18 protein-coding genes are annotated in these 20,868 nt (G+C 60.7%); 5 read left to right on the top strand and 13 right to left on the bottom strand.

Annotated elements, in window-relative coordinates:
• Positions 1-33: 33 nt before the first annotated feature.
• From DNK50_RS27375 to dksA, 12 genes are all read right to left on the bottom strand, one after another.
• A complete protein-coding gene (locus tag DNK50_RS27375; protein WP_099584799.1) occupies positions 34-903 on the bottom strand; it encodes an oxygenase MpaB family protein in 870 nt (289 codons plus the stop codon).
• Between the two features lie 16 nt (positions 904-919).
• Positions 920-2,857, bottom strand: coding sequence for an acetate--CoA ligase (gene acs / locus DNK50_RS27370; protein ID WP_112196758.1), 1,938 nt, complete (start codon positions 2,855-2,857; stop codon positions 920-922).
• A 105-nt stretch (positions 2,858-2,962) separates the two neighbouring features.
• Entirely contained in the window at positions 2,963-4,627 is a 1,665-nt protein-coding gene (pgi, locus tag DNK50_RS27365; RefSeq protein ID WP_099584801.1) for a glucose-6-phosphate isomerase, read from the bottom strand.
• Positions 4,628-4,851: 224 nt separating this feature from the next.
• Positions 4,852-5,703 carry a pantoate--beta-alanine ligase gene (gene panC / locus DNK50_RS27360; protein ID WP_112196757.1) on the bottom strand — a complete coding sequence of 284 codons (852 nt, stop codon included), beginning with the start codon at positions 5,701-5,703 and terminating at the stop codon, positions 4,852-4,854.
• Positions 5,700-6,500 (bottom strand): 3-methyl-2-oxobutanoate hydroxymethyltransferase, encoded by an 801-nt coding sequence (gene panB / locus DNK50_RS27355; protein ID WP_099584803.1) that lies wholly within the window; start codon positions 6,498-6,500, stop codon positions 5,700-5,702. The genes panC and panB overlap by 4 nt, the downstream gene beginning before the upstream one ends.
• Positions 6,501-6,867: 367 nt before the next feature.
• Positions 6,868-7,353: a 2-amino-4-hydroxy-6-hydroxymethyldihydropteridine diphosphokinase gene (gene folK, locus DNK50_RS27345; protein ID WP_112196756.1), complete on the bottom strand. Its 486-nt coding sequence runs from the start codon at positions 7,351-7,353 to the stop codon at positions 6,868-6,870.
• A 2-nt stretch (positions 7,354-7,355) separates the two neighbouring features.
• Complete coding sequence (locus DNK50_RS27340) at positions 7,356-8,756, bottom strand: polynucleotide adenylyltransferase PcnB (protein WP_099584806.1); 1,401 nt, start codon at positions 8,754-8,756, stop codon at positions 7,356-7,358.
• 699 nt (positions 8,757-9,455) lie between these two features.
• The gene (locus DNK50_RS27335) at positions 9,456-10,883 is read right to left on the bottom strand and encodes a sigma-54 dependent transcriptional regulator (RefSeq protein WP_112196755.1); all 1,428 of its coding nucleotides are present in this window, start codon (positions 10,881-10,883) and stop codon (positions 9,456-9,458) included.
• Positions 10,884-10,905: 22 nt separating this feature from the next.
• A complete protein-coding gene (locus DNK50_RS27330) occupies positions 10,906-13,860 on the bottom strand; it encodes a sensor histidine kinase (RefSeq protein WP_160385051.1) in 2,955 nt (984 codons plus the stop codon).
• Positions 13,844-14,020, bottom strand: a complete 177-nt coding sequence (locus DNK50_RS27325) for a hypothetical protein (protein ID WP_003176118.1) — start codon at positions 14,018-14,020, stop codon at positions 13,844-13,846. The genes DNK50_RS27330 and DNK50_RS27325 overlap by 17 nt, the downstream gene beginning before the upstream one ends.
• A 62-nt stretch (positions 14,021-14,082) precedes the next feature.
• On the bottom strand, positions 14,083-14,970 hold the full coding sequence (gene gluQRS / locus DNK50_RS27320) for a tRNA glutamyl-Q(34) synthetase GluQRS (protein ID WP_099584809.1): 888 nt from the start codon (positions 14,968-14,970) through the stop codon (positions 14,083-14,085).
• 83 nt (positions 14,971-15,053) lie between these two features.
• A complete protein-coding gene (gene dksA, locus DNK50_RS27315) occupies positions 15,054-15,497 on the bottom strand; it encodes an RNA polymerase-binding protein DksA (protein ID WP_099584810.1) in 444 nt (147 codons plus the stop codon).
• A 318-nt stretch (positions 15,498-15,815) separates the two neighbouring features.
• Here dksA and DNK50_RS27310 point away from each other — a divergent pair, with 318 nt between their 5' ends.
• The gene (locus tag DNK50_RS27310) at positions 15,816-16,988 is read left to right on the top strand and encodes a pyridoxal phosphate-dependent aminotransferase (RefSeq protein WP_112196754.1); all 1,173 of its coding nucleotides are present in this window, start codon (positions 15,816-15,818) and stop codon (positions 16,986-16,988) included.
• Positions 16,988-17,698 carry a DNA/RNA nuclease SfsA gene (gene sfsA / locus DNK50_RS27305; RefSeq protein ID WP_099584812.1) on the top strand — a complete coding sequence of 237 codons (711 nt, stop codon included), beginning with the start codon at positions 16,988-16,990 and terminating at the stop codon, positions 17,696-17,698. The genes DNK50_RS27310 and sfsA overlap by 1 nt, the downstream gene beginning before the upstream one ends.
• On the opposite strand, the gene DNK50_RS27300 is transcribed toward sfsA, so the two are convergent.
• Positions 17,695-18,012, bottom strand: coding sequence for a Rieske 2Fe-2S domain-containing protein (locus DNK50_RS27300; RefSeq protein ID WP_112196753.1), 318 nt, complete (start codon positions 18,010-18,012; stop codon positions 17,695-17,697). The two genes, sfsA and DNK50_RS27300, sit on opposite strands and share 4 nt — an antisense overlap.
• 156 nt (positions 18,013-18,168) lie before the next feature.
• Between DNK50_RS27300 and DNK50_RS27295 the strand changes: the two genes are divergently transcribed.
• Genes DNK50_RS27295 through DNK50_RS27285 form a run of 3 tightly spaced genes read left to right on the top strand, consistent with a single transcriptional unit; the run spans position 18,169 to position 20,848 of the window.
• Entirely contained in the window at positions 18,169-19,047 is an 879-nt protein-coding gene (locus DNK50_RS27295; RefSeq protein ID WP_112196752.1) for a hemin ABC transporter substrate-binding protein, read from the top strand.
• A complete protein-coding gene (locus tag DNK50_RS27290) occupies positions 19,044-20,081 on the top strand; it encodes an iron ABC transporter permease (protein ID WP_099584815.1) in 1,038 nt (345 codons plus the stop codon). The genes DNK50_RS27295 and DNK50_RS27290 overlap by 4 nt, the downstream gene beginning before the upstream one ends.
• Positions 20,081-20,848, top strand: coding sequence for a heme ABC transporter ATP-binding protein (locus DNK50_RS27285; RefSeq protein ID WP_099584816.1), 768 nt, complete (start codon positions 20,081-20,083; stop codon positions 20,846-20,848). Before DNK50_RS27290 ends, DNK50_RS27285 begins: the two co-directional genes overlap by 1 nt.
• Positions 20,849-20,868 lie beyond the last annotated feature (20 nt).

Genomic DNA, 20,868 nt, shown 5'->3' with positions numbered 1-20,868 from the left:
AGGGCGCGAAGTTTAACAGCTATAGGGCCTTGCCTACATCAACCCCATCCGTCGGTGTGCCCGTTGTACCGAACCATTGCGCATCGCCCAGCGCAGCAGCGGCGCACTGCGCTTGACCCCGGCGCGGATCATCTGGCGTTGCATCGGGTTCTGCCGCTGACCGAGCATGGCGCTGGCCCAGTCCGGCAGCAGGTCGATGCCGGCCTGCATCATCAAGGCGCCAAACGGCTTGGCCAACGTGCTGGGCGAAGGCGCGTTCAGCAGCAGGCGCAGTACTTCGCGGCTGCGTTCGTCACACAGCAATTGCGGGCGGATGCGCTCCAGATAATCGGAAATTTCCTGCCGTGATCGCGGTACATTCCGTGCGCCCAAGCGCTCCGCTATCAAGGCGATTTCGCTGTAGTAACGATCCTGGTCGCGCCCCGAAAGCGTCGGGTTGCGATAGCGCAAATGGGCGGCGAGAAAGTTACTCACCTCCGCTACATGCACCCAGGTCAGCAGGTCCGGGTCGCTTGCCGCATAAGGCCGCCCATCCGGGGCATGGCCGACCACCTGCAAATGAATGGTGCGCACTTTTTCGATCAGCCAGTCGGCATCTTTGCGCGAACCGAAGGTAGTGCCGGAAATGAACTGCGAAGTGCGCCGCAGGCGCCCGAGCATGTCCTGGCGAAAGTTCGAATGGTCCCACACGCCGGCCAGGGCCAGAGGATGCAGGGCTTGCAGCATCAACGCACTGATACCACCGATGAGCATGCTGCTGAAGTCGCCATGGACTTGCCAACTGACCGAGTCCGGCCCGAACAGGCCTGGATCGCCCTTGGGGTTTTCCAGGTCCAGTTGGCCCAGTGACAAGCCGGTGAGGCTCATCAGTTGGGTTTCGATACGGCTGCGGATAAATTCCATGGCGAGTCAGGGGTTCCTAGCGGTTCAGGCGTTTGTCGATCAGGCCGTCCACGACGCTGGGGTCGGCGAGGGTCGAGGTATCGCCAAGGCTGTCCAGTTCGTTGCAGGCGATCTTGCGCAAAATCCTGCGCATGATCTTGCCGGAGCGGGTTTTCGGCAAGGCCGGTGCCCATTGGATCAGTTCCGGCTTGGCAAAGCTGCCGATTTCCTTGCTGACCAGCTCCAGCAGGTGTTTTTTCAGCGCATCGCTGGGTTCCACACCATTCATGGGGGTGACGAAGGCGTAGATGCCCTGGCCTTTGACATCGTGGGGGTAGCCCACCACCGCAGCCTCGGCCACTTGGTCGTGGAGCACCAGCGCACTTTCCACCTCGGCGGTGCCGATACGGTGCCCGGACACGTTGATCACATCGTCGATACGCCCAGTGATCCAATAATCGCCGTCTTCATCGCGACGTGCGCCGTCGCCGGTGAAGTAGTAGCCGGGGTAGGGCTTGAAATAGGTGTCGATCATCCGCTGTGGGTCGCCGTAGACACTGCGGATCTGCCCCGGCCAGCTTGACTTGATCGCGAGCACGCCGCTGCCGGCGCCCGTGATCACCTTGCCCTGCTCATCCAGCAACACCGGTTGCACGCCAAACATCGGCTGGGTGGCGCAGCCCGGCTTGATCCGCTGGGCGCTGACCAACGGGCTGAGCATGATGCCGCCGGTCTCGGTCTGCCACCAGGTATCCACAATCGGGCAGCGTTGTTCGCCCACGGCGTTGAAGTACCAGTCCCAAGCCTCTGGATTGATCGGCTCGCCCACGCTGCCCAGTAAACGCAGGCTGGCGCGGGAGGTGTTTTCCAGTGGGCCGTGGCCCTCGCGCATCAAGGCGCGCAAGGCCGTTGGGGCGGTGTAGAAAATATTCACCTGGTGTTTATCGATGACCTGCCAGAACCGCGAGCTATCCGGGTAGCTCGGCACGCCTTCGAACATCAGCGAGGTGGCGCCATTGGCCAGCGGGCCATACACGATGTAGCTATGGCCGGTGACCCAGCCCACATCGGCGGTGCACCAGAACACCTCGCCGTCTCGGTAATCGAGCACGTATTTGAAGGTCATGGCCGCCTGCAGCAGGTAGCCGCCGGTGGTGTGCAGCACGCCTTTGGGTTTCCCGGTGCTGCCGGAGGTGTAGAGGATGAACAGCGGGTCTTCGGCGTCCATCGGCTCTGGCGGGCAATCGTCGCTGGCCGCGTCCACGGCCTGCTGGTAGTTGAGGTCGCGGTCTTCGCTCCAGTTCACGGCGGCACGGGTGCGTTGCACCACCACGACGGTGCTGACATTCGGACAACTGGCCAGGGCCTTGTCGACATTCTGTTTCAAGGCCACGGGCTTGCCGCCGCGCACGCCTTCATCGGCGGTGATCACGGTCCGACAGTCGGCGTCGAGAATACGGTCGCGCAGCGCGTCCGGCGAAAAGCCACCAAACACGACTGAGTGTACGGCGCCAATCCGCGTGCAGGCCAGCATGGCGTAGGCCGCTTCCGGGATCATCGGCATGTAGATGCACACGCGGTCGCCTTTATTCACCCCACGGCTTTTCAGCACGTTGGCCAGGCGGCAGACGTTCTGGTGCAGTTGGCGGTAGGTGATGGTGGAGGATTTTTTCGGATCATCGCCCTCCCAGATGAAGGCCGGCTGATCGGCGCGCTGTGCCAGGTGACGGTCGATGCAGTTGTAGCTGACGTTCAGTTGGCCACCGGCAAACCATTGGGCCGCGCCCGTGTGGATGTCCGAGTGTTGAACGGTGTGCCAGGGGGTGGTCCAGTCGAGAAAGCCCTTGGCCTGTTCGGCCCAGAACGTATCGGGTTGCTCAATGGATTGACGATAGAGGCGCTGGTAGTCCTCTTGACTGAGTTGCGCAGCCCGACGGACGGCATCGGCGGTGGGAAACGTGCTGATATCGAACATGAGCGATCCTTATTCTTGTTTTTGCGACAAGCTATAAAGATGCACCCTGTGTGAGGAGGGTTCAAGGCCAACGTCCAAACGGACGTTGGCCCTGCGATACCTGGATCAGCCGCGGTGACGGCCGCGGAAGTAGTTGATCAGGCCCTGGGTCGAAGCGTCTTCGGCCAAGGTTTCTTCGGCGCCGGTCAGGCGGTTGTAGACGCCCTTGCCCAGCTCTTTACCCAGCTCCACGCCCCATTGGTCAAAGGCGTTGATACCCCAGATCACGCTCTGCACGAACACTTTGTGCTCATACATGGCAACCAGCGCACCGAGGCGACGCGGGCTGATGCGCTCCACCACCAGGGTATTGCTCGGGCGGTTGCCCGGGATCACCTTGTGAGGGGCCAGCTTCTGCACTTCGTCTTCCGGGATACCCTTGTCGCGCAGCTCGGATTCGGCTTCGCTGCGGGTTTTGCCGAGCATCAGGGCCTGGCTCTGGGACAGGCAGTTGGCGTACAGCCACTGATGGTGGTCGGACACCGGGTTGAAGCTGACGATCGGCACGATGAAGTCGGCCGGGATCAGTTGAGTCCCTTGGTGCAGCAACTGGTGGTAAGCATGCTGACCGTTGCAACCCACGCCACCCCAGATCACCGGGCCAGTATCGGTGGACACCGGTTTGCCATCCTGGCGCACGCTCTTGCCGTTGGATTCCATATCCAGCTGTTGCAAATGTTTGGTGATGTTACGCAGGTAGTGATCGTACGGCAGGATCGCATGGCTCTGCGCACCCCAGAAGTTGCCGTACCACACGCCCAGCAGGCCCAGCAGCACCGGCATGTTCTGCTCGAACGGCGCGTTCTGGAAATGCTGGTCCATGGTGTAGGCACCGGACAGCAGTTCCTTGAAGTTGGACATGCCGATGGCCAGGGCAATAGGCAAGCCGATGGCCGACCACAGCGAGTACCGGCCGCCGACCCAGTCCCACATCGGGAAGATGTTTTCTTCGCGGATACCGAAGGCCACGGCTGCCGCGTTGTTGCTCGACACGGCAATGAAGTGGCGGTACAGCTCGGCTTCCGAGCCACCCTGGGCCAGGTACCAGGCTCGGGCGGCCTGGGCGTTTTTCAGGGTTTCGAGGGTGTTGAAGGATTTCGACGAGACGATAAACAGCGTGGTTTCGGCGCGCAGCTTCATGGTCAGCTCGTGGAACTCGCTGCCGTCGATGTTCGCCAGGTAATGGCAGCGCACGCCTTTGTGGGCGTAGGACAACAGCGCTTCGGAGACAAGTTCCGGGCCGAGGAACGAGCCACCGATGCCGATGTTCACCACGTCGGTGATGGGCTTCTCGGTGTAGCCACGCCACAGGCCGTCATGGATGCGGCCGACCAGGTCAGTGATCTGGTTCAGCACCTTGTGCACGTCCGGCATGATGTTCACGCCGTTGACCGACAGCTTGTCGCCCACCGGGCGGCGCAGGGCGGTGTGCAGGGCAGGGCGGCCTTCGGACGAGTTGACCGGCTCGCCAGCGTACAGCGAGTCGATCGCGTCCTTGAGGCCGACTTCCTTGGCCAGGCCGACGAGCAGGTCGCGGGTTTCGCTGGTGATCAGGTTTTTCGAGTAATCGAGGAAAAGTCCGCAGCTGCTCAAGGTGAATTGGGAAAATCGCTGGGGATCGGCATTGAACGCTTCGCGCATGCTGAAATCCTGCATGGCTTGGCGATGTTGATTGAGCGCTTGCCAGGCGGGCAGAGCGGTAACGTCATGAGGGGTGCGGTAGTACGCCATCGCTGCGGGTTTCCTTTTATTACGGGGACTGCCTTTAGGACACTTCAAAGCCCGGAACATCCAGTCTTATCTCAAGGAATGGGTTCCAGACAGCGCTAACTATAGCGCCGGGCGATTACATTAAACCTAGCGTGTCGATATGTCTTGGCTTTGTCTGCGCTGTGGCCGGTACTTTTTTATACCGGCACGGCGAGCAGGGCAATCGGCGGGGTGTATTGCGGGGTTTAAATGAGGTTCAGATGCAGGTTGTCGATCAGGCGGGTCGTGCCCAGGAAGGCCGCCACCAGGATGACGATGTCCTTGTCCTCGGGGGTTGCCGGGCGCAGATGCACGCCCTGGCGCACTTCGAGGTAATCCAGGCGCAACCCGGCCGCTTCGATGTGCTTGACCTGTTCGGCGCGCAGCGCGGCAAAGTCGTGGTCACCGTTCTTGATGGCGGCGGCAATCTGGCTGAGGCAGCGATACAGCACCGGCGCGATCCCACGTTCCTCTGCATTGAGGAAACCGTTGCGCGAGGACAGCGCCAGGCCGTCTTCGGCGCGCACGGTGGGCTCGCCGATGATCTGGATCGGCATGTTCAGGTCATGGACCATGGCGCGAATCACGGCCAGTTGCTGGTAATCCTTTTGACCAAATACCGCGATGTCCGGCTGGACCATATTGAACAGTTTGCTGACCACGGTCGCCACGCCTTCGAAATGCCCAGGACGGCTGGCGCCGCACAAGCCTTCGGACAGTTGCGGCACGCTGACGCGGGTCTGGCCGGTCATGCCACCGGGGTACATCTCTTCGACGGTCGGTGCGAACAGCAGGTTGCAGCCCGCTTGCAGGAGCTTTTCCTGGTCGGCGGCGAGGGTGCGGGGATACTTGTCCAGGTCTTCACCCGCGCCAAATTGCAGCGGGTTGACGAAGATGCTGGCGACGACAAAGTCCGCTTGCTGCACAGCCTTGGTCACCAGGGTGGCGTGGCCGCTGTGCAGGTTACCCATGGTGGGCACGAAGCCAATGCGTTTACCGGCCATGCGGGCGTGGGCGACGGCGGATCGTAGTTCGCGTACGGTTCTTACGGTGTTCATGCAGAGAATCCGTGTTCGGCGCCTGGGAAGGTCACGCCTTTGACTTCGCTGACGTAAGCGCTCAATGCCGCGTGGATGCTGTCCTGGCCGGTCATGAAGTTCTTCACGAACTTGGGCACGCGGCCGGTAATCGACAGGCCGAGCATGTCGTGGAGCACCAGCACCTGCCCATCGGTGGCCGAGCCCGCGCCAATGCCGATCACTGGCACTTTGACGGCCTGGGTGATTTCGGCGGCGAGTTCGCTGGGCACGCATTCAAGCAGGATCATCGCCACGCCCGCTTGCTCCAGGGCAATGGCATCGGCACGCATCTGGCGCGCCTGGGCTTCGTTGCGGCCTTGTACCTTGTAGCCGCCGAGGATGTTCACCGACTGTGGCGTAAGGCCCATATGTGCGCACACCGGCACGCCGCGTTCAGCCAGCAGGCGAATCGACTCGGCGAGCCACACGGCACCTTCCACTTTGACCATGTGCGCACCGGCGCGCATCAGTTTGCCAGCGTTGAGGAAGGTCTGTTCGACCGTGGCGTAGTCCATGAACGGAAGGTCGGCGATGATGAAGGCGCCGTTGTTACCGCGCTTGACGCTGGCCGTGTGGTAGGCCAGTTCATCGGTGGTCACGGGGAGGGTGCTGTCATTCCCTTGAAGAACCATGCCCAGGGAGTCGCCTACCAGCAACACCTCAACCCCGGCCTGGCAGCTGGCGTGGGCGAAGGTAGCGTCGTAGCAGGTCAGCATGGTGATTTTTTCACCTTTGAGCTTGAGGCTCTGCAAGGTGGTCAGGGTAATGTCTGGCATGAAAAGGGTCCTCGTTCAGGCGCTTGGAAACAGCGAGTTACGCGCGTGAGTCTTCGTTTTATACAGGCGCACCGTCTTGAGAGCAGTGCTTATAAGGCCTGGATTGCGCCCTTCAGCGCCGGGTTGGCGGCAGCGGGACGCCTATAGTCGTGAGGAGGACACGGGAAGTCAATTGGATGTGTTACCGCATTGTTACGATGACTGTGTTACCGCTGTTACTGACGCGATTCAGCAAGTGGGAAAGCGATTTTGAGGGTGTAGGTGATCAAAATGTGGGAGCTGGCTTGCCTGCGATGCAGGCGCCTCGGTCTTTCAGTGAAACCGAGGTGATGCTATCGCAGGCAAGCCAGCTCCCACATTGATCGAGTCAGTTTTGGGGCAAGCGTTCCAGGCCGACAAACGGGCAGGCGGTCAGCAAGTCGTTGAGCGTTTGACCGTTGGGCAGTTGCAGCGATGCGGGCGCTAGCTCGGCCAGTGGATACAGCACAAATGCGCGCAGGTGCATCTGGTAGTGCGGGACCTTGAGGCGCGGTTCATCGATCAGTTGATCGCCAAACAGCAGGATATCCAGGTCAAGCGTGCGCGGCCCCCAGCGCTCCAGGCGTTCGCGGCCTTGGTCGTTCTCGATGGCTTGCAGCGCATCCAGCAGGTCCAGGGGCGCGAGGCTGCTGTCCAAGGCGGCGACCGCATTGGTGTAGCGCGGCTGGCCTGGGAGCAGGGAATCACTTTGATAGAAGGCAGAGACGCCTGAGACGTGGGTGCCGGGCAACTGCGCCAGCGCTTCGATAGCGCTGCGCAGTTGTTGCTCCGGGGCAGCGAGGTTGCTGCCCATGCCGATGTAGATACGTTCCACGTTTATTCGCCTGCGGCGCCCGAGGCATCGGCGCTGCGTTTGCGCTTGCTGCCGCTGCGACGACGCTTTTTAGGTCCTTCGCCGACACCATCACCCTTGCTGCCGAGGTCGCGAATCATGTCGCGGCGCTGGCTGTCGTTGGCGTCCTGGTAGTCGGTCCACCATTCGCCCAGGCCATCGGTCTGCTCGCCGGCACTTTCGCGCAGCAGCAGGAAGTCATAGCCCGCCCGGAAGCGCGGGTTGTCCAGCAGCAGGTCGGCGCGCTTGCCGCTACGGCGGGGCAAGCGTTCCTGCATGTCCCAGATTTCGCGGATCGGCATGGTGAAGCGTTTCGGAATGGCGATACGCTGGCACTGTTCGGCAATCAACTCGTGGGCGGCTTCCTGCATCGCTGGAATCGGCGGCATGCCACGGTCCTGTAAACGCAGTACGCGTTTTGGCAGGGCCGGCCACAACAGGGCAGCAAACAGGAACGCCGGGGTGACCGGTTTGTTCTGCTTGATGCGCAGGTCGGTGTTGATTAAGGCTTCGCTGATCAGCGTGTGGGTATAAGTCGGGTTGTGTTCCAGTGCCTCGGCGCTGGCCGGGAACAGTGGGTCGAACAACTGCAGGTCCACGAGCATCTCAAAGGTGTCGGCGGCGTAGCCCGACAAGAACAGCTTGAGCACTTCTTCGAACAGGCGCGCGGACGGGATTTCCCGCAGCATCGGTGCCAGGTCGCGAATCGGCGCGGCAGTGTGTTTCTCGATGCCGAAGTTGAGCTTGGCGGCAAAACGCACAGCCCGCAGCATGCGCACCGGGTCTTCCTGGTAGCGCTGTGTCGGGTCGCCGATCAAGCGGATCAGGTTGTTACGGATATCGTGTACGCCATTGGCGTAATCGAGGATGCGCTCGCTGACCGGATCGTAATACAGGGCGTTGATGGTGAAGTCACGGCGTTGCGCGTCTTCTTCCAGGGTGCCGTAGACGTTGTCGCGCAGAATGCGCCCGCTCTCGTTGCGCGAAGACTGATTGGTGTCTTCCTCGTCATCGTTTTGCGGGTGACCGGCGCGGAAGGTCGCGACTTCGATGATTTCGCGACCGAAGTGGATATGCACCAACTTGAAACGCCGACCGATGATCCGCGCATTGCGAAACTCGGCGCGGACCTGCTCAGGCGTGGCGCTGGTGGCGACGTCGAAGTCCTTGGGCGTGATATTGAGCAGCATGTCGCGTACGCAGCCGCCCACCAGATAAGCCTGGTAGCCGGCGTTCTGCAAACGTTCGACGATGTTCACCGCATAACGGCTGAACTGAGCGCGCTGCAATGAATGCTGATTGCTGTTAAGCACTTCAGGCGTGCTGCGAATGTGTTGCGTACGACGCAAGGGAGAACGGAATGACTGGAACAACTTCTTCAGCATGGGATGCACTGTTTGAAGGAATGTTCGGCCATAACGAAGAATGACCGCATGATGGGCGGGGATTCTAGCATTTAGTCAGGGGATGGTGTAGGAACAAGCTACAGGCATTGCGCCATAAGCCTTTGAAACGTCAAATTCCAGAAACTACAAGGGGAGCCGAAGCTCCCCCAGAAGTAGTTGCGTGCTCTATTTTTATTATTGGTTTCGGGCTTTTTGTTTTTATTGATCGCCCTCGCCATGAAGCTTCACCTTCATGACACTCCCAATCGGGAGTCAAGAGCAAACGGATTGCTTTGGTCGCTGTGTTGCTGATCTACGATCCAACCAGTTCAGGCTCTGCCTTAGGGCAGTTTTTGTTGTTCTCGGCCTGGTTGCGGGGCAAGCCCCAAATGCAACGCCTCTCCAAAAGAATCAGTTAGCTGCGCCTCCGCCGTGTTGTTTTTGTTATGCGTGAGTCGATTCGTCTTATTTTTATTGTCTTGTACAAAGCTTGTTATTGTTTTTGTACTAAGCATATAGCAGGGTGCGTGCCAACTTTTGCGAGGCCCAATAAAAACGGGGGGTTGAGGGGTTTTCGGGTTTTTGACGGACCAAAAAAAGCCGGGGCTCCGTTACCGTAAGCCCCGGCTTTTGTTACGCAAAAAATCAGCGGTAACAGTTTTTTCACATTACTGGGTGTTACCTGTAGGGGCGAACCCCTCAGCTTTCGCTGGCCACACCGGTCTTGCGGCGTGGAATACCCAGGCGCTGGCGCCGTTCCCACAGGCATTTGCGGCTCACGCCCAGTTTGCGTGCCAATTCGGTCTCGGTCATGTGGTCCTGATGCTCAAGGACGAAGTGCTGGAAGTAATCCTCCAGTGACAAATCCTCTGTCGGCTCATGGCTGGTATTGCTGGCGCCCTGTTGCGGGGCCAGACCCATGAAGTCGTCGTCTTCCAAGTCACTGAGCTCGATATCGATACCCAGCAGCTCGGCGGAAATTTCCGGGCTCTCCGACAGAATCACCGCACGTTCTACCGCATTCTCCAACTCACGTACGTTACCCGGCCACGAGTAATGTCGAATGGCCTGCTCGGCGTCCGGTGCAAACTTCAGTTCGGTACGGTTGATGCGTGCGCTCTGGCGCAGCAGGAACGCGCTGGCGATCTCGTTGACGTCGGCGCCGCGTTCACGCAGAGCCGGCAGCTTGAGTGCGATCACGTGCAGGCGGTAGTACAAGTCTTCACGGAACTGGCCGATCTTGGCGAGGCTCTTGAGGTCCCGGTGGGTCGCCGCGATCAGGCGCACATCGACCTTCTGGGATTGCACCGAACCCACCCGACGAATTTCACCTTCCTGCAGCACGCGCAGCAAGCGCGCTTGTGCTTCCAGTGGCAGCTCGCCGATTTCATCAAGGAACAGCGTGCCGCCGTCCGCCGCTTCCACCAGGCCCGCACGTCCGGCGCTGGCGCCAGTGAACGCGCCTTTTTCGTGGCCAAACAGTTCGGATTCGATCAGGGATTCGGGGATCGCCGCGCAGTTCACCGAGATCATCGGCGCCTTGGCGCGTTTGGACAGGTTGTGCAGGGCGCGGGCCACCAATTCCTTACCGGTGCCTGACTCGCCCTGGATCAATACATTGGAGTCGGTAGGCGCCACTTTGCGGATCTTGCTGTACAGGTCCTGCATCGGTGGGCAGGAGCCGATGATGCCAATCTCGCCGTTGCTGTTGTCGACACCCGGTTTTTCGGCAGCCTTGCCAGCGGGCCGTTGTTCGGCTGGCGCGCTGCTGGCCGACTGACGGTCACGCAGGATGCGCGCCACGGCCTGGAGCATTTCATCGTGGTCGAAGGGTTTGGCGATGTAATCCACCGCGCCCATCTTCATGGAGTCCACTGCCGAGCGCAGGCTGGCGTAGCTGGTCATGATCAGCACCGGCGTGCCCTGGCCAAGCTTGATCAGTTCGGTGCCCGGCGCGCCAGGCAGGCGCAGGTCACTGACAATCAGGTCGAACGTGGGAATGCTGAAACGCTCTTGGGCTTCCTGCACCGAGCCGGCTTCGCTGACTTGGTACTGGTTACGTTCAAGCAGGCGACGCAAGGCAGAGCGGATAATGGTTTCGTCTTCGACGATCAAAATGTGCGGCATTGATTCAATTCTCTCGACGGTCTCAGTTCACAGCGGACGTCGCTTCGACATGACGCGGCAAGGTCACCCGAATACGGGTACCGCGTTGGCTTTCGGTGTCAGCCGGGCTGTCGATGGTGATTTGTCCATAATGCTCTTCAACGATGGAATAGACCAGTGCAAGGCCCAGACCGGTACCTTCACCTGGATCCTTGGTGGTGAAGAAGGGTTCGAACAATCGGTCCATGATGTTCTGTGGAATGCCGCTACCTTCATCTTCGACGATCAGATCGACCGTGTGTTCGAAAGCCTCGGTCTTGACGCGTACTGCACCACCAGCCGGCGTTGCGTCGCGGGAGTTGGACAGCAGGTTGATCAGTACTTGGGCCAGGCGTTGTGAGTCGCCATCGACCCAATGATCGGGGTCGCACAGGTTGAAAAACTGTACTTCGAAATTGCGTCGGTTCAAGGCGAGCAGCCCAATGGCATCCTGCGCCACTTCGGCCAGACAGACGGCTTCGTCCTGATTCTGATGGGCGCCGGCATGGGCAAAACTCATCAGCGACTGCACGATGCGTGACACGCGTTTGGTCTGTTCGAGGATTTGCCCGCTGATCTCGGTAATTTCGCCGTCTTCTTCGCGCTCTTCGCGCAGGTTTTGCGCGAGGCAGGCAATACCGGTGATCGGGTTGCCAATCTCGTGGGCCACACCCGCCGCCAGGCGCCCAATACTGGCCAGGCGCTCGGAGTGCACCAGTTTGTCTTCGAGCATCTGGGTTTCGGTCAGGTCTTCCACCAACAGCACCAGGCCGCTGTTACCGGGGGCGAGGGGTTCGTCGATGGCGGCTTTGTGCAGGTTGAGCCAGCGGGTCTGGCCATCCAGGGCGAGATGTTGCTTGTGCAAGTGTTCGTCGGGCAGGTTGATAAAGCCCTGGAGCAACTCTTTCCATGGATCGCCGAGTGTATTCAGGCGCGAGCCGACGACGCGCTGGGCGGCGATACCGGTGAGTTCTTCCATGGCTTTGTTCCACATCAGGATCTCCTGATCCTTGGCCAGGGAGCACACGCCCATGGGCAACTCTTGCAGCGTCTGGCGATGGTAGCGGCGCAAGGCATCGAGCTCGGCGGCAAGGCCCGTGAGGCGTGAGTGGTAATCCTCCAGCCGGCTCTCGATGAAATGGATGTCTTCGGTAACGTAGTTTTCGCCGCCGGCCTTGTAGGGCAAAAAGGTCTCTACCATGTCCTGGGACACGCTGGGGCCCATCAGGCCGGACAGGTTGGCTTCGATGCGGTCGCGTAACCGGCGTAGCGCATACGGGCGCCGCTCGTCGAATGGCAGGTAGAGATCGCGCAGCGCCTGTTCAACTTCTTTTTGCGCGGCTTTGGCGCCCAGGGGCTTGGCCAGTTGAGTGGCGAACTCCTGGGGCGAGGCCGCATGCAGTTCGCGCCGTTGCGGGCGACGTACGTTATCCACCGCGCATGCTTCGGCGGCGCTGGTTTCTTCGGGGCTGGCGTTGGTGAACAGCGAGATCAGGGTGAACATCAGGACGTTGGCGGCCAACGAAGCAATCGCGGCCATGTGCCAACTGGTGTCGTCCAGCACGTAAATCATGTTCAGCAGCGGGATGTAGAAACCCTGCAGGTTGCCGACCAGCGGCAACAGCATGGTGACGATCCACACCAGAATCCCGGCGAGCAGACCCGCGATAAAACCTCGGCGGTTGGCCGTCGGCCAATACAGCACCGACAGCACGCCCGGCAGGAACTGCAAGGTGGCGACAAACGCGACGATACCCAGGTTGGCCAGGTCTTGCCCGGCGCCGAGTAACAGGTAAAAACAGTAACCGGCCATGATGATCGCGACGATCAGCGCGCGGCGCGTCCACTTCAGCCAGCGGTAGATATTACCTTCGGCCGGTGGCTGATAAAGCGGCAGCACCAGGTGATTGAGTGCCATGCCGGACAGGGCCAGGGTCGTGACGATGATCAGCCCGCTGGCCGCCGACAAGCCGCCGACATAAGCGAGCAGCGCCAATGCCGGGCTATTGGCGGCAATGCCGATGCCGAGGGTGAAATATTCGGGGTTGGTGGTGGCGCCCAACTTGAGGCCGGCCCACAGGATCAACGGCACTGCCAGGCTCATCAGCAGCAGGAACAGCGGCAACCCCCAACTGGCGCTGACCAGCGAGCGCGGGTTGAGGTTTTCGGTAAAGGTCATGTGGTACATGTGCGGCATCACGATCGCCGAGGCGAAAAACACCAGCAGCAGCGTTCGCCATGGACCTTCCTGCAGCGGAGTGTGGAGGGCGGCGAGGGCGGTCTGGTTTTGCAGCAGCCACAGTTCCAGCTGTTGAGGGCCGTCGAACACGCCATACAGCGCATAGAGGCCGACGCCGCCGATGGCGATCAGCTTGATCACTGACTCGAAGGCAATCGCAAACACCAGGCCTTCATGTTTTTCGCGGGTGGCGATATGGCGTGAGCCGAAGAAGATCGTGAACAGTGAAATCAGCGCGCAGAACGCCAGGGCCACCCGATGCTGCACCGGCTCACGGGTGAGGATGCTGATGGAGTCAGCCACCGCTTGTATTTGCAGGGCCAGCAAGGGCAGCACACCGATCAGCATGAACACCGTGGTCAGGGCCCCGGCCCAGGTGCTGCGAAAGCGGAAGGCAAACAGGTCGGCCAGGGACGACAGCTGATAGGTGCGGGTGATTTTCAGGATCGGGTACAGCAACACCGGCGCCAGCAAAAACGCGCCGGACACGCCAAGGTAGCTGGAGAGAAAGCCGTAGCCGTACTGATAGGCCAGGCCCACGGTGCCATAGAAGGCCCAGGCACTGGCGTACACGCCGAGGGACAAGGTGTAGGTCAACGGATGGCGAATGATCGCCCGCGGAATCATTCCGCGCTCACTGATCCAGGCAACGCCGAACAGTGCGGCCAGGTAGGCGGCGCTGATCAGCAGCATCTGGGTGAGGCTAAAGCTCATCGGCATCTTTTTGGCTCTGCAGGATGAAGGTCACGACGATCAGGATCAGCCACAGCAGATAAGGGCGATACCAGGCGCCCGTGGCGTCGATCCACCAATCCATGATGGCGGGAGAAAACAGGTAGATCCCGACGACCAGCAGCAGGACCAATCGATAGATGTACATGTTGGCCTCTGATTAAAAAACTGCGGCGATGGTAACGGATGCCCGGCAAGCTGCAAGCGCCTTCAGCTCAATTGCGCTTCGGCCAGGGTGAGTGTGCGCGGGATCAGCGTGGCATCCCAGTGCCGTATGCCCCAATCCAGCAGTTCCCGCGGGCTGGCGTGAAGCAGTTCGCTGCCGGGTTGCTGGCCGAGGGCGCGCAGCGCTCTTACTAGCAAGGGCGTGGCCTGGTCGGGCGTCAACGGCGGCGAGCGGTAGGATTTGCCCAGTTTGTTACCGTCCGGCTGGACGATCAACGGCACATGCAGGTAGCGCGGTTGGCGCAGGCCCAGCAGTTCTTGCAGATACAGTTGGCGCGGCGTGGAGTCGAGTAAATCGGCGCCCCGCACGATATCGGTAACACCTTGCCAGGCGTCATCCAGGACCACGGCCAGTTGGTAGGCATAGAGGCCGTCGCGGCGACGGATGACAAAGTCGCCCGCTTCGCGCCCCAGGTGTTGTCGGAATTCGCCCTGTACACGGTCAGTAAAGTGATATGAAAGCTCAGGAACACGTAAGCGGATGGCGGCATCTTGCTGCTCGTGGCCGGCATTGCGGCACAGGCCAGGGTAGATCCCGTTGTAGGGTTCCAGTTGTTTGCGCGAGCAGGTGCAGGCGTAGGCAAGGCCGTGGTTGAACATGTCGTTCAGCACTTTGGCGTAGGCCTCATGCCGCTCGCTTTGTCGGACCAGTTCACCATCCCATTCAAAACCATAGCTTTCCAGGGCATGCAGGATCGCCGCCTGGGCACCGGGTTCTTCGCGGGGTGGGTCGAGGTCCTCCATGCGCATCAGCCAGCGGCCTTGGTTGGCACGGGCATCAAGATAGGAGGCGAGGGCGGCGACCAGGGAGCCAAAGTGTAAATGGCCGCTGGGCGTGGGGGCGAAACGCCCGATATAGGTAGAGGCTGTCATGGGCCGGATACTACTGGAAATTCGGTAAACGCCAGAAACAAAAATGGGGCGTTCGCACGCCCCATCCGTTCAGACCGGCTGAATTATTTGCCGACCTGTTTTTCCTTGATCTCTGCCAGGTTCTTGCAGTCCACGCACATATCAGCGGTAGGACGGGCTTCGAGTCGGCGGATACCGATTTCGATGCCGCAGGAATCACACCAGCCGTATTCTTCGTCCTTGATCAACTGCAGCGTCTTGTCGATCTTCTTGATCAGCTTGCGCTCGCGATCACGGGCGCGCAGTTCGAGGGCGAACTCTTCTTCCTGGCTGGCACGGTCGGCCGGGTCAGGGAAGTTGGCTGCTTCGTCCTTCATGTGGTCAACGGTACGGTCGACCTCCTGCATCAAGTCCTGTTTCCACTTGTTCAGGATCTTGGTGAAGTGCTCGCGCATGGGCTCGCCCATGTACTCCTCGCCCTTTTTTTCTACATAGGGTTCGAAGCCGCCGAGGCCTTGAGTCTGCTGTTGCTTTGCTTGGGTGGACATGACTAGACCGCCTCTCACTCTTCTAATCCATTGCGCAGGATTGCAACGTCACCGACACCTGCCGGCCCTGCGGCTGCAAGCGGGCGAACTTACCAGATAGATTCGGGGTGCGCCACTCCCGGTTGTCGAGCCTGTCGCGTCGGGGTTGCAAACTGTAGCGGCCCGTCGTGACTGGGTATGTTTTGGCTCGAATGTTGATTTTAGTCGTTTTGTGCGCGCTTGCTGTGGCCGCTTGGGTGGCCAGGCAGGCAATAGAACATGTTTTACCGCGCGGGTTCGGTAGAATCCTGATTTTGTCCTCACCGTTAAGGAAGGCTAATGGCCCAGCCCTACAGTGCGCGCAGTCGCGCCATCGAACCTTTTCATGTCATGGCGTTGCTGGCGCGGGCCAATGAGCTGCAGGCCGCCGGCCACGATGTCATCCATCTGGAGATTGGCGAGCCGGATTTCACCACGGCGGAACCGATCATCCAGGCCGGTCAGGCGGCGCTCGCCAATGGCAAGACGCGCTACACCGCAGCCCGTGGCCTGCCGCAATTGCGTGAAGCCATCAGCGGTTTCTACCAGCAGCGGTACGGCTTGAGTGTAGATCCCGAGCGTATTCTGATCACTCCCGGAGGCTCCGGCGCGTTGTTGCTGGCCAGCAGCCTGCTGGTGGATCCGGGCAAGCATTGGTTGTTGGCAGATCCGGGCTACCCGTGTAACCGGCATTTCCTGCGACTGGTTGAGGGCGCCGCGCAACTAGTGCCGGTAGGGCCTGAAGTGCGCTATCAACTGACCGCCGACCTGGTGGCCAAGCATTGGGATCAGGACAGCGTAGGTGCATTGGTTGCCTCCCCGGCGAATCCCACCGGCACGATCCTCACTCGCGAAGAGTTGGCCGGGCTTTCCGGCGCAATCAAGGCGCGCGACGGCCATCTGGTAGTCGATGAGATCTATCACGGCCTTACCTACGGCACCGACGCGGCCAGCGTGCTGGAAGTCGACGACGACGCCTTCGTGCTGAATAGTTTTTCGAAGTATTTCGGGATGACCGGCTGGCGCCTGGGTTGGCTGGTGGCCCCGCCCGCTGCGGTGAGTGAGTTGGAGAAGTTGGCGCAAAACCTTTATATCAGCGCGCCAAGCATGGCCCAGTATGCGGCGCTGGCGTGCTTTACCCCGCAAACCTTGAGCATCCTCGAAGAGCGCCGCGCCGAATTCGGGCGTCGCCGCGACTTCTTGCTGCCCGCCCTGCGCGAGTTGGGTTTTGGCATCGCCGTCGAGCCGGAGGGGGCGTTCTATTTGTACGCCGATATCAGTGCGTTCGGCGGGGATGCCTTCGCGTTTTGCCGGCATTTCCTCGAAACCGAGCATGTCGCATTCACACCGGGTCTGGATTTTGGTCGTTATCAAGCCGGCCATCATGTGCGCTTTGCCTACACGCAAAACCTTGATCGACTACAGGAGGCGGTGGAGCGCATCGCCCGTGGCTTGCGGAGCTGGCAAGGCTGATGCGTTTTCATCCTCCCCTCGAAGAAGGCCGATTGATTCGCCGCTACAAGCGTTTTCTCACCGATATCGAGACCGTTACCGGCGAGTTGTTGACCATTCACTGCCCGAACACCGGTTCGATGCTCAATTGCATGGTTGAAGGTGGCCAGGTCTGGTTCAGCCGTTCCACCGACCCCAAGCGTAAGCTGCCCGGCACTTGGGAAATCGCCGAAACGCCCCAGGGCCGTCTGGCGTGCGTTAACACGGCGCGCGCCAATCAGTTGGTCGAGGAGGCGTTACGCGCTGGCGTGATCACGGAGCTCAATGGCTTTACCGCACTCAAGCGCGAAGTGCCTTACGGGCAGGAGAAAAGCCGTATCGACTTTCGCCTGGAGTACCCCGATGGCGCCGCCTACGTCGAAGTCAAAAGTGTCACCCTGGGTTTCGATGACACCCGTGTTGCTGCTTTCCCTGACGCGGTGACCCAGCGTGGCGCCAAGCATCTGCGGGAGTTGGCCTACCTGGCGCGTGAAGGTGTGCGAGCGGTGCAGTTGTACTGCGTTAACCTCTCGGGAATTGACGCCGTGCGCCCAGCCCTGGAAATCGATGCCGCCTATGGTGCCGCCTTGCGCGAAGCTAAAGCGGCCGGAGTGGAAGTATTGGCATATGGCGTGCGCGTGACGGCCGAGGAGGTATGCGTGGATCGCCGGTTGGACGTGCTGCTCGACTAGAGGTCCACCCACAGGCCCTGTTCGTCTTCGCGGCCGCGCAGGGCTTCGAGGCTTTTACCGGCGCAGGGGCCGGCAATGCACTCACCGTTCTCGATCTGGAACAGGGCGCCGTGGGTGGCGCATTGGATCAGGCTGGCACTGTCATCGAGGAACTGGTCGGGCCGCCATTCGAGCGGGATGCCGCGATGGGGGCAGCGGTTGATATAGAAGTAGGCAATGCCGTCCCGGCGTACGGCCAACAATTTGCAACCATCGATTTCAAAACCGAGGCTGCTGTCTGGCGCGAGGGTCTTGGAGGGGCAGAGAAACTTCATTTCAATCCTTAAGTGCCTTGACGTTCAAATGCAAACAATTATCAAATGCCGGCTTCGCCCATTAGCTGACTGGGTGCTCAGTTCGATGCCCGGCATGGATTACCTGTCACATCAACGAGTGCTCGAAAGGCCCTGCCCTCGGAAGGAAACCCTGTTATGCGCCTGAGTACCAGCGCTATTGCGCTTGTTGTCGGACTGCTGGTCAACCCTGGGGCGCACGCCTCGGAACAGCCACAACGCTGGGTGAGTGCCGGTGGAGCGCTGTCGGAATGGGTGACGGCTCTGGGCGGTGAACCGAAGTTGGTTGGCGTGGATACCACCAGCCAGCATCCTGAGTCGCTCAAGTCGTTGCCCAGTATTGGCTATCAGCGGCAATTGTCGGCCGAGGGCATTCTCAGTCTGCGCCCTCAAGTGCTGGTGGGCACAGAAGAGATGGGGCCGCCGCCGGTACTTGCGCAGATTCGCAGCGCGGGCGTTCAGGTTGAAATGTTTTCGGCGCAGCCGGATCTGGCGACTTTGAAAGGCAACCTTCAGCACCTGGGAAAATTGCTGGGCGATGAGGCCAAGGCCAACGAATTATTTACCGGGTATGAGCAGGCGCTTGATCAGCAGAAAAGCTCGCTCGCCAAGGCCCAGGCCTCGCAAAAGGCCCCTGGCGTTTTGCTGTTGGTTGGTCACGCTGGCGGCAAGCCGCTGATTGCCGGCAAGGGCACGGCCGGTGATTGGATGGTGCAGCAGGCGGGCGGGCACAACCTGGCCACCCATACGGGTTACAAACCGTTTTCGGTGGAGTCGCTGGCAGGGCTGAGCCCGGATGTACTGGTGTTCGCTGATCGTGCCCTCACGGGGGATGCAGCCCGTGCGGCCCTCTTCAAAGAAAATCCGATCCTCGCTTCGACGCCGGCGGCCAAGAGCGGGCGGGTGTTTGAGCTGGACCCAACACTGCTGGTGGGCGGGCTCGGGCCGCGTCTGCCGCAAAGCCTGGCGAAGTTGTCTGCCGGGTTTTATCCGTCCCAGGCTAAACCGGCCCCATGACCGCACTGGTCAAGCCCAAAACCCTGTTTATCGGGCTGACGCTGTTGTGCGTATTGGCGATCTGGCTCTCTTTGGCGCTGGGGCCGGTGAGTCTGCCATTGCTGGATACGCTCAAGGCGGCCTTGCGTTTGGTGGGCGTGCCGATTGAGGCGCAGGGGCTGGAGCAGGCCGAGCTTATCCTGGGGCAGATTCGGTTGCCGCGTACCTTGCTGGGCTTGGCGGTGGGTGGCGTGTTGGCATTGTCGGGCGTGGCCATGCAAGGGTTGTTTCGCAACCCGCTGGCCGATCCTGGGTTGGTGGGGGTGTCCAGTGGTGCGGCGCTCGGAGCGGCCGTCGCCATCGTCGGAGGTTCGTTTTTTGGTGGCTTGCCGGATGCGTTCGGGCCGTACCTGCTGTCGCTGTGTGCATTCCTTGGTGGGTTGGGAGTGACTGCGCTGGTCTATCGACTGGGGCGGCGCAACGGCCAGACGAATGTGGCGACGATGCTGCTCGCCGGCATTGCTCTCACTGCGCTGGCTGGCTCGGCTGTTGGCCTGTTCACTTATTTGGCGGACGACGCAACGTTGCGCACGCTGGCGTTCTGGAACCTGGGCAGCCTCAACGGTGCGAGCTATTCGCGGCTGTGGCCGTTGTTGCTGGTGAGTGCGGGGGTGGCGCTGTGGTTGCCGCGCCGGGCCAAGGCGTTGAATGCGCTGCTGCTGGGTGAGTCTGAGGCCAGCCACTTGGGTATCGATGTTGAAGCGCTCAAACGCGAGTTGGTGTTCTGTACCGCATTGGGTGTCGGTGCTGCGGTGGCTGCAGCGGGCATGATTGGTTTTGTGGGGCTGGTGGTGCCGCATCTGGTCAGATTGCTGGCAGGGCCTGATCACCGTGTGTTACTGCCGGCATCAATCTTGGCGGGCGCGAGTCTGCTGCTGTTTGCCGACTTGGTTGCACGGCTGGCCTTGGCGCCAGCAGAGTTGCCGATCGGCATAGTGACTGCGTTCATTGGTGCGCCATTTTTTCTTTACCTGTTGCTGCGGGGGCGTGCCTGATGCTGCGTGTTGAAGACCTGCAGGTCCGCCGCGGTCGCAAAACCGTGCTGGCGGATGTCACTCTGGACCTGCTGCCAGGCGAAGTGCTCGGCGTGCTGGGTCCCAATGGCGCCGGCAAGAGTACTTTGCTGGGGGCATTGTGCGGTGAGTTACACCCCGATCAAGGCAGGGTATGGCTGGGCCAGCAGGCGTTGAAAGACTGGACCGGGTCGCAGCGCGCCCAGCGTCTGGCGGTGTTGCCACAAAGCTCGACCCTAGATTTTGCCTTTCGCGTCGAAGAGGTTGTCGGCATGGGCCGTCTCCCCCACCAGACTGGACGTGTGCGCGATGACGAAATCATCAGCGCAGCCTTGCAGGCCGCGGACGTCGCACACTTGAGTGGCCGCAGTTACCTGGCATTGTCCGGTGGCGAGCGCCAGCGCGTGCACCTGGCCCGGGTGCTGGCGCAGCTATGGCCGGGTGAAGCGGGGCAGACGTTGCTGCTGGATGAGCCGACGTCGATGCTTGATCCCCTGCATCAGCACACGACATTGCAGGCCATCCGTACCTTTGCCGATCGGGGCGCGGCCGTGCTGGTGATCCTCCACGACCTGAACCTGGCGGCGCGTTACTGTGATCGTATTCTGCTGCTGGAGGAGGGGCGCCCCCACGCTTTGGACACGCCGGTGAAGGTGCTGCGGCCTGAGCCGCTCAAGGCTGTATTTGGTCTGGATGTGTTGGTACAGCCACACCCGGAGCGTGGGCATCCGCTGATCATTGCGCGCTGAAGTCTGCTTTCTTGCAGGCA

The organism is Pseudomonas sp. LG1E9, assembly GCF_003290225.1.
In the GTDB taxonomy this organism is placed as follows: Bacteria; Pseudomonadota; Gammaproteobacteria; order Pseudomonadales; family Pseudomonadaceae; genus Aquipseudomonas; species Aquipseudomonas cyclaminis.
This window is presented reverse-complemented; position numbering and strand designations above follow the sequence as displayed.

Coding starts and splice junctions, on each gene's coding strand:
- DNK50_RS27375 (WP_099584799.1), bottom strand. CDS start 903: ATGGAATTTATCCGCAGCCGTATCGAAACCCAACTGATGAGCCTCACC.
- acs (WP_112196758.1), bottom strand. CDS start 2,857: ATGTTCGATATCAGCACGTTTCCCACCGCCGATGCCGTCCGTCGGGCT.
- pgi (WP_099584801.1), bottom strand. CDS start 4,627: ATGGCGTACTACCGCACCCCTCATGACGTTACCGCTCTGCCCGCCTGG.
- panC (WP_112196757.1), bottom strand. CDS start 5,703: ATGAACACCGTAAGAACCGTACGCGAACTACGATCCGCCGTCGCCCAC.
- panB (WP_099584803.1), bottom strand. CDS start 6,500: ATGCCAGACATTACCCTGACCACCTTGCAGAGCCTCAAGCTCAAAGGT.
- DNK50_RS27340 (WP_099584806.1), bottom strand. CDS start 8,756: ATGCTGAAGAAGTTGTTCCAGTCATTCCGTTCTCCCTTGCGTCGTACG.
- DNK50_RS27335 (WP_112196755.1), bottom strand. CDS start 10,883: ATGCCGCACATTTTGATCGTCGAAGACGAAACCATTATCCGCTCTGCC.
- DNK50_RS27330 (WP_160385051.1), bottom strand. CDS start 13,860: ATGCCGATGAGCTTTAGCCTCACCCAGATGCTGCTGATCAGCGCCGCC.
- DNK50_RS27325 (WP_003176118.1), bottom strand. CDS start 14,020: ATGTACATCTATCGATTGGTCCTGCTGCTGGTCGTCGGGATCTACCTG.
- gluQRS (WP_099584809.1), bottom strand. CDS start 14,970: ATGACAGCCTCTACCTATATCGGGCGTTTCGCCCCCACGCCCAGCGGC.
- dksA (WP_099584810.1), bottom strand. CDS start 15,497: ATGTCCACCCAAGCAAAGCAACAGCAGACTCAAGGCCTCGGCGGCTTC.
- DNK50_RS27310 (WP_112196754.1), top strand. CDS start 15,816: ATGGCCCAGCCCTACAGTGCGCGCAGTCGCGCCATCGAACCTTTTCAT.
- sfsA (WP_099584812.1), top strand. CDS start 16,988: ATGCGTTTTCATCCTCCCCTCGAAGAAGGCCGATTGATTCGCCGCTAC.
- DNK50_RS27300 (WP_112196753.1), bottom strand. CDS start 18,012: ATGAAGTTTCTCTGCCCCTCCAAGACCCTCGCGCCAGACAGCAGCCTC.
- DNK50_RS27295 (WP_112196752.1), top strand. CDS start 18,169: ATGCGCCTGAGTACCAGCGCTATTGCGCTTGTTGTCGGACTGCTGGTC.
- DNK50_RS27290 (WP_099584815.1), top strand. CDS start 19,044: ATGACCGCACTGGTCAAGCCCAAAACCCTGTTTATCGGGCTGACGCTG.
- DNK50_RS27285 (WP_099584816.1), top strand. CDS start 20,081: ATGCTGCGTGTTGAAGACCTGCAGGTCCGCCGCGGTCGCAAAACCGTG.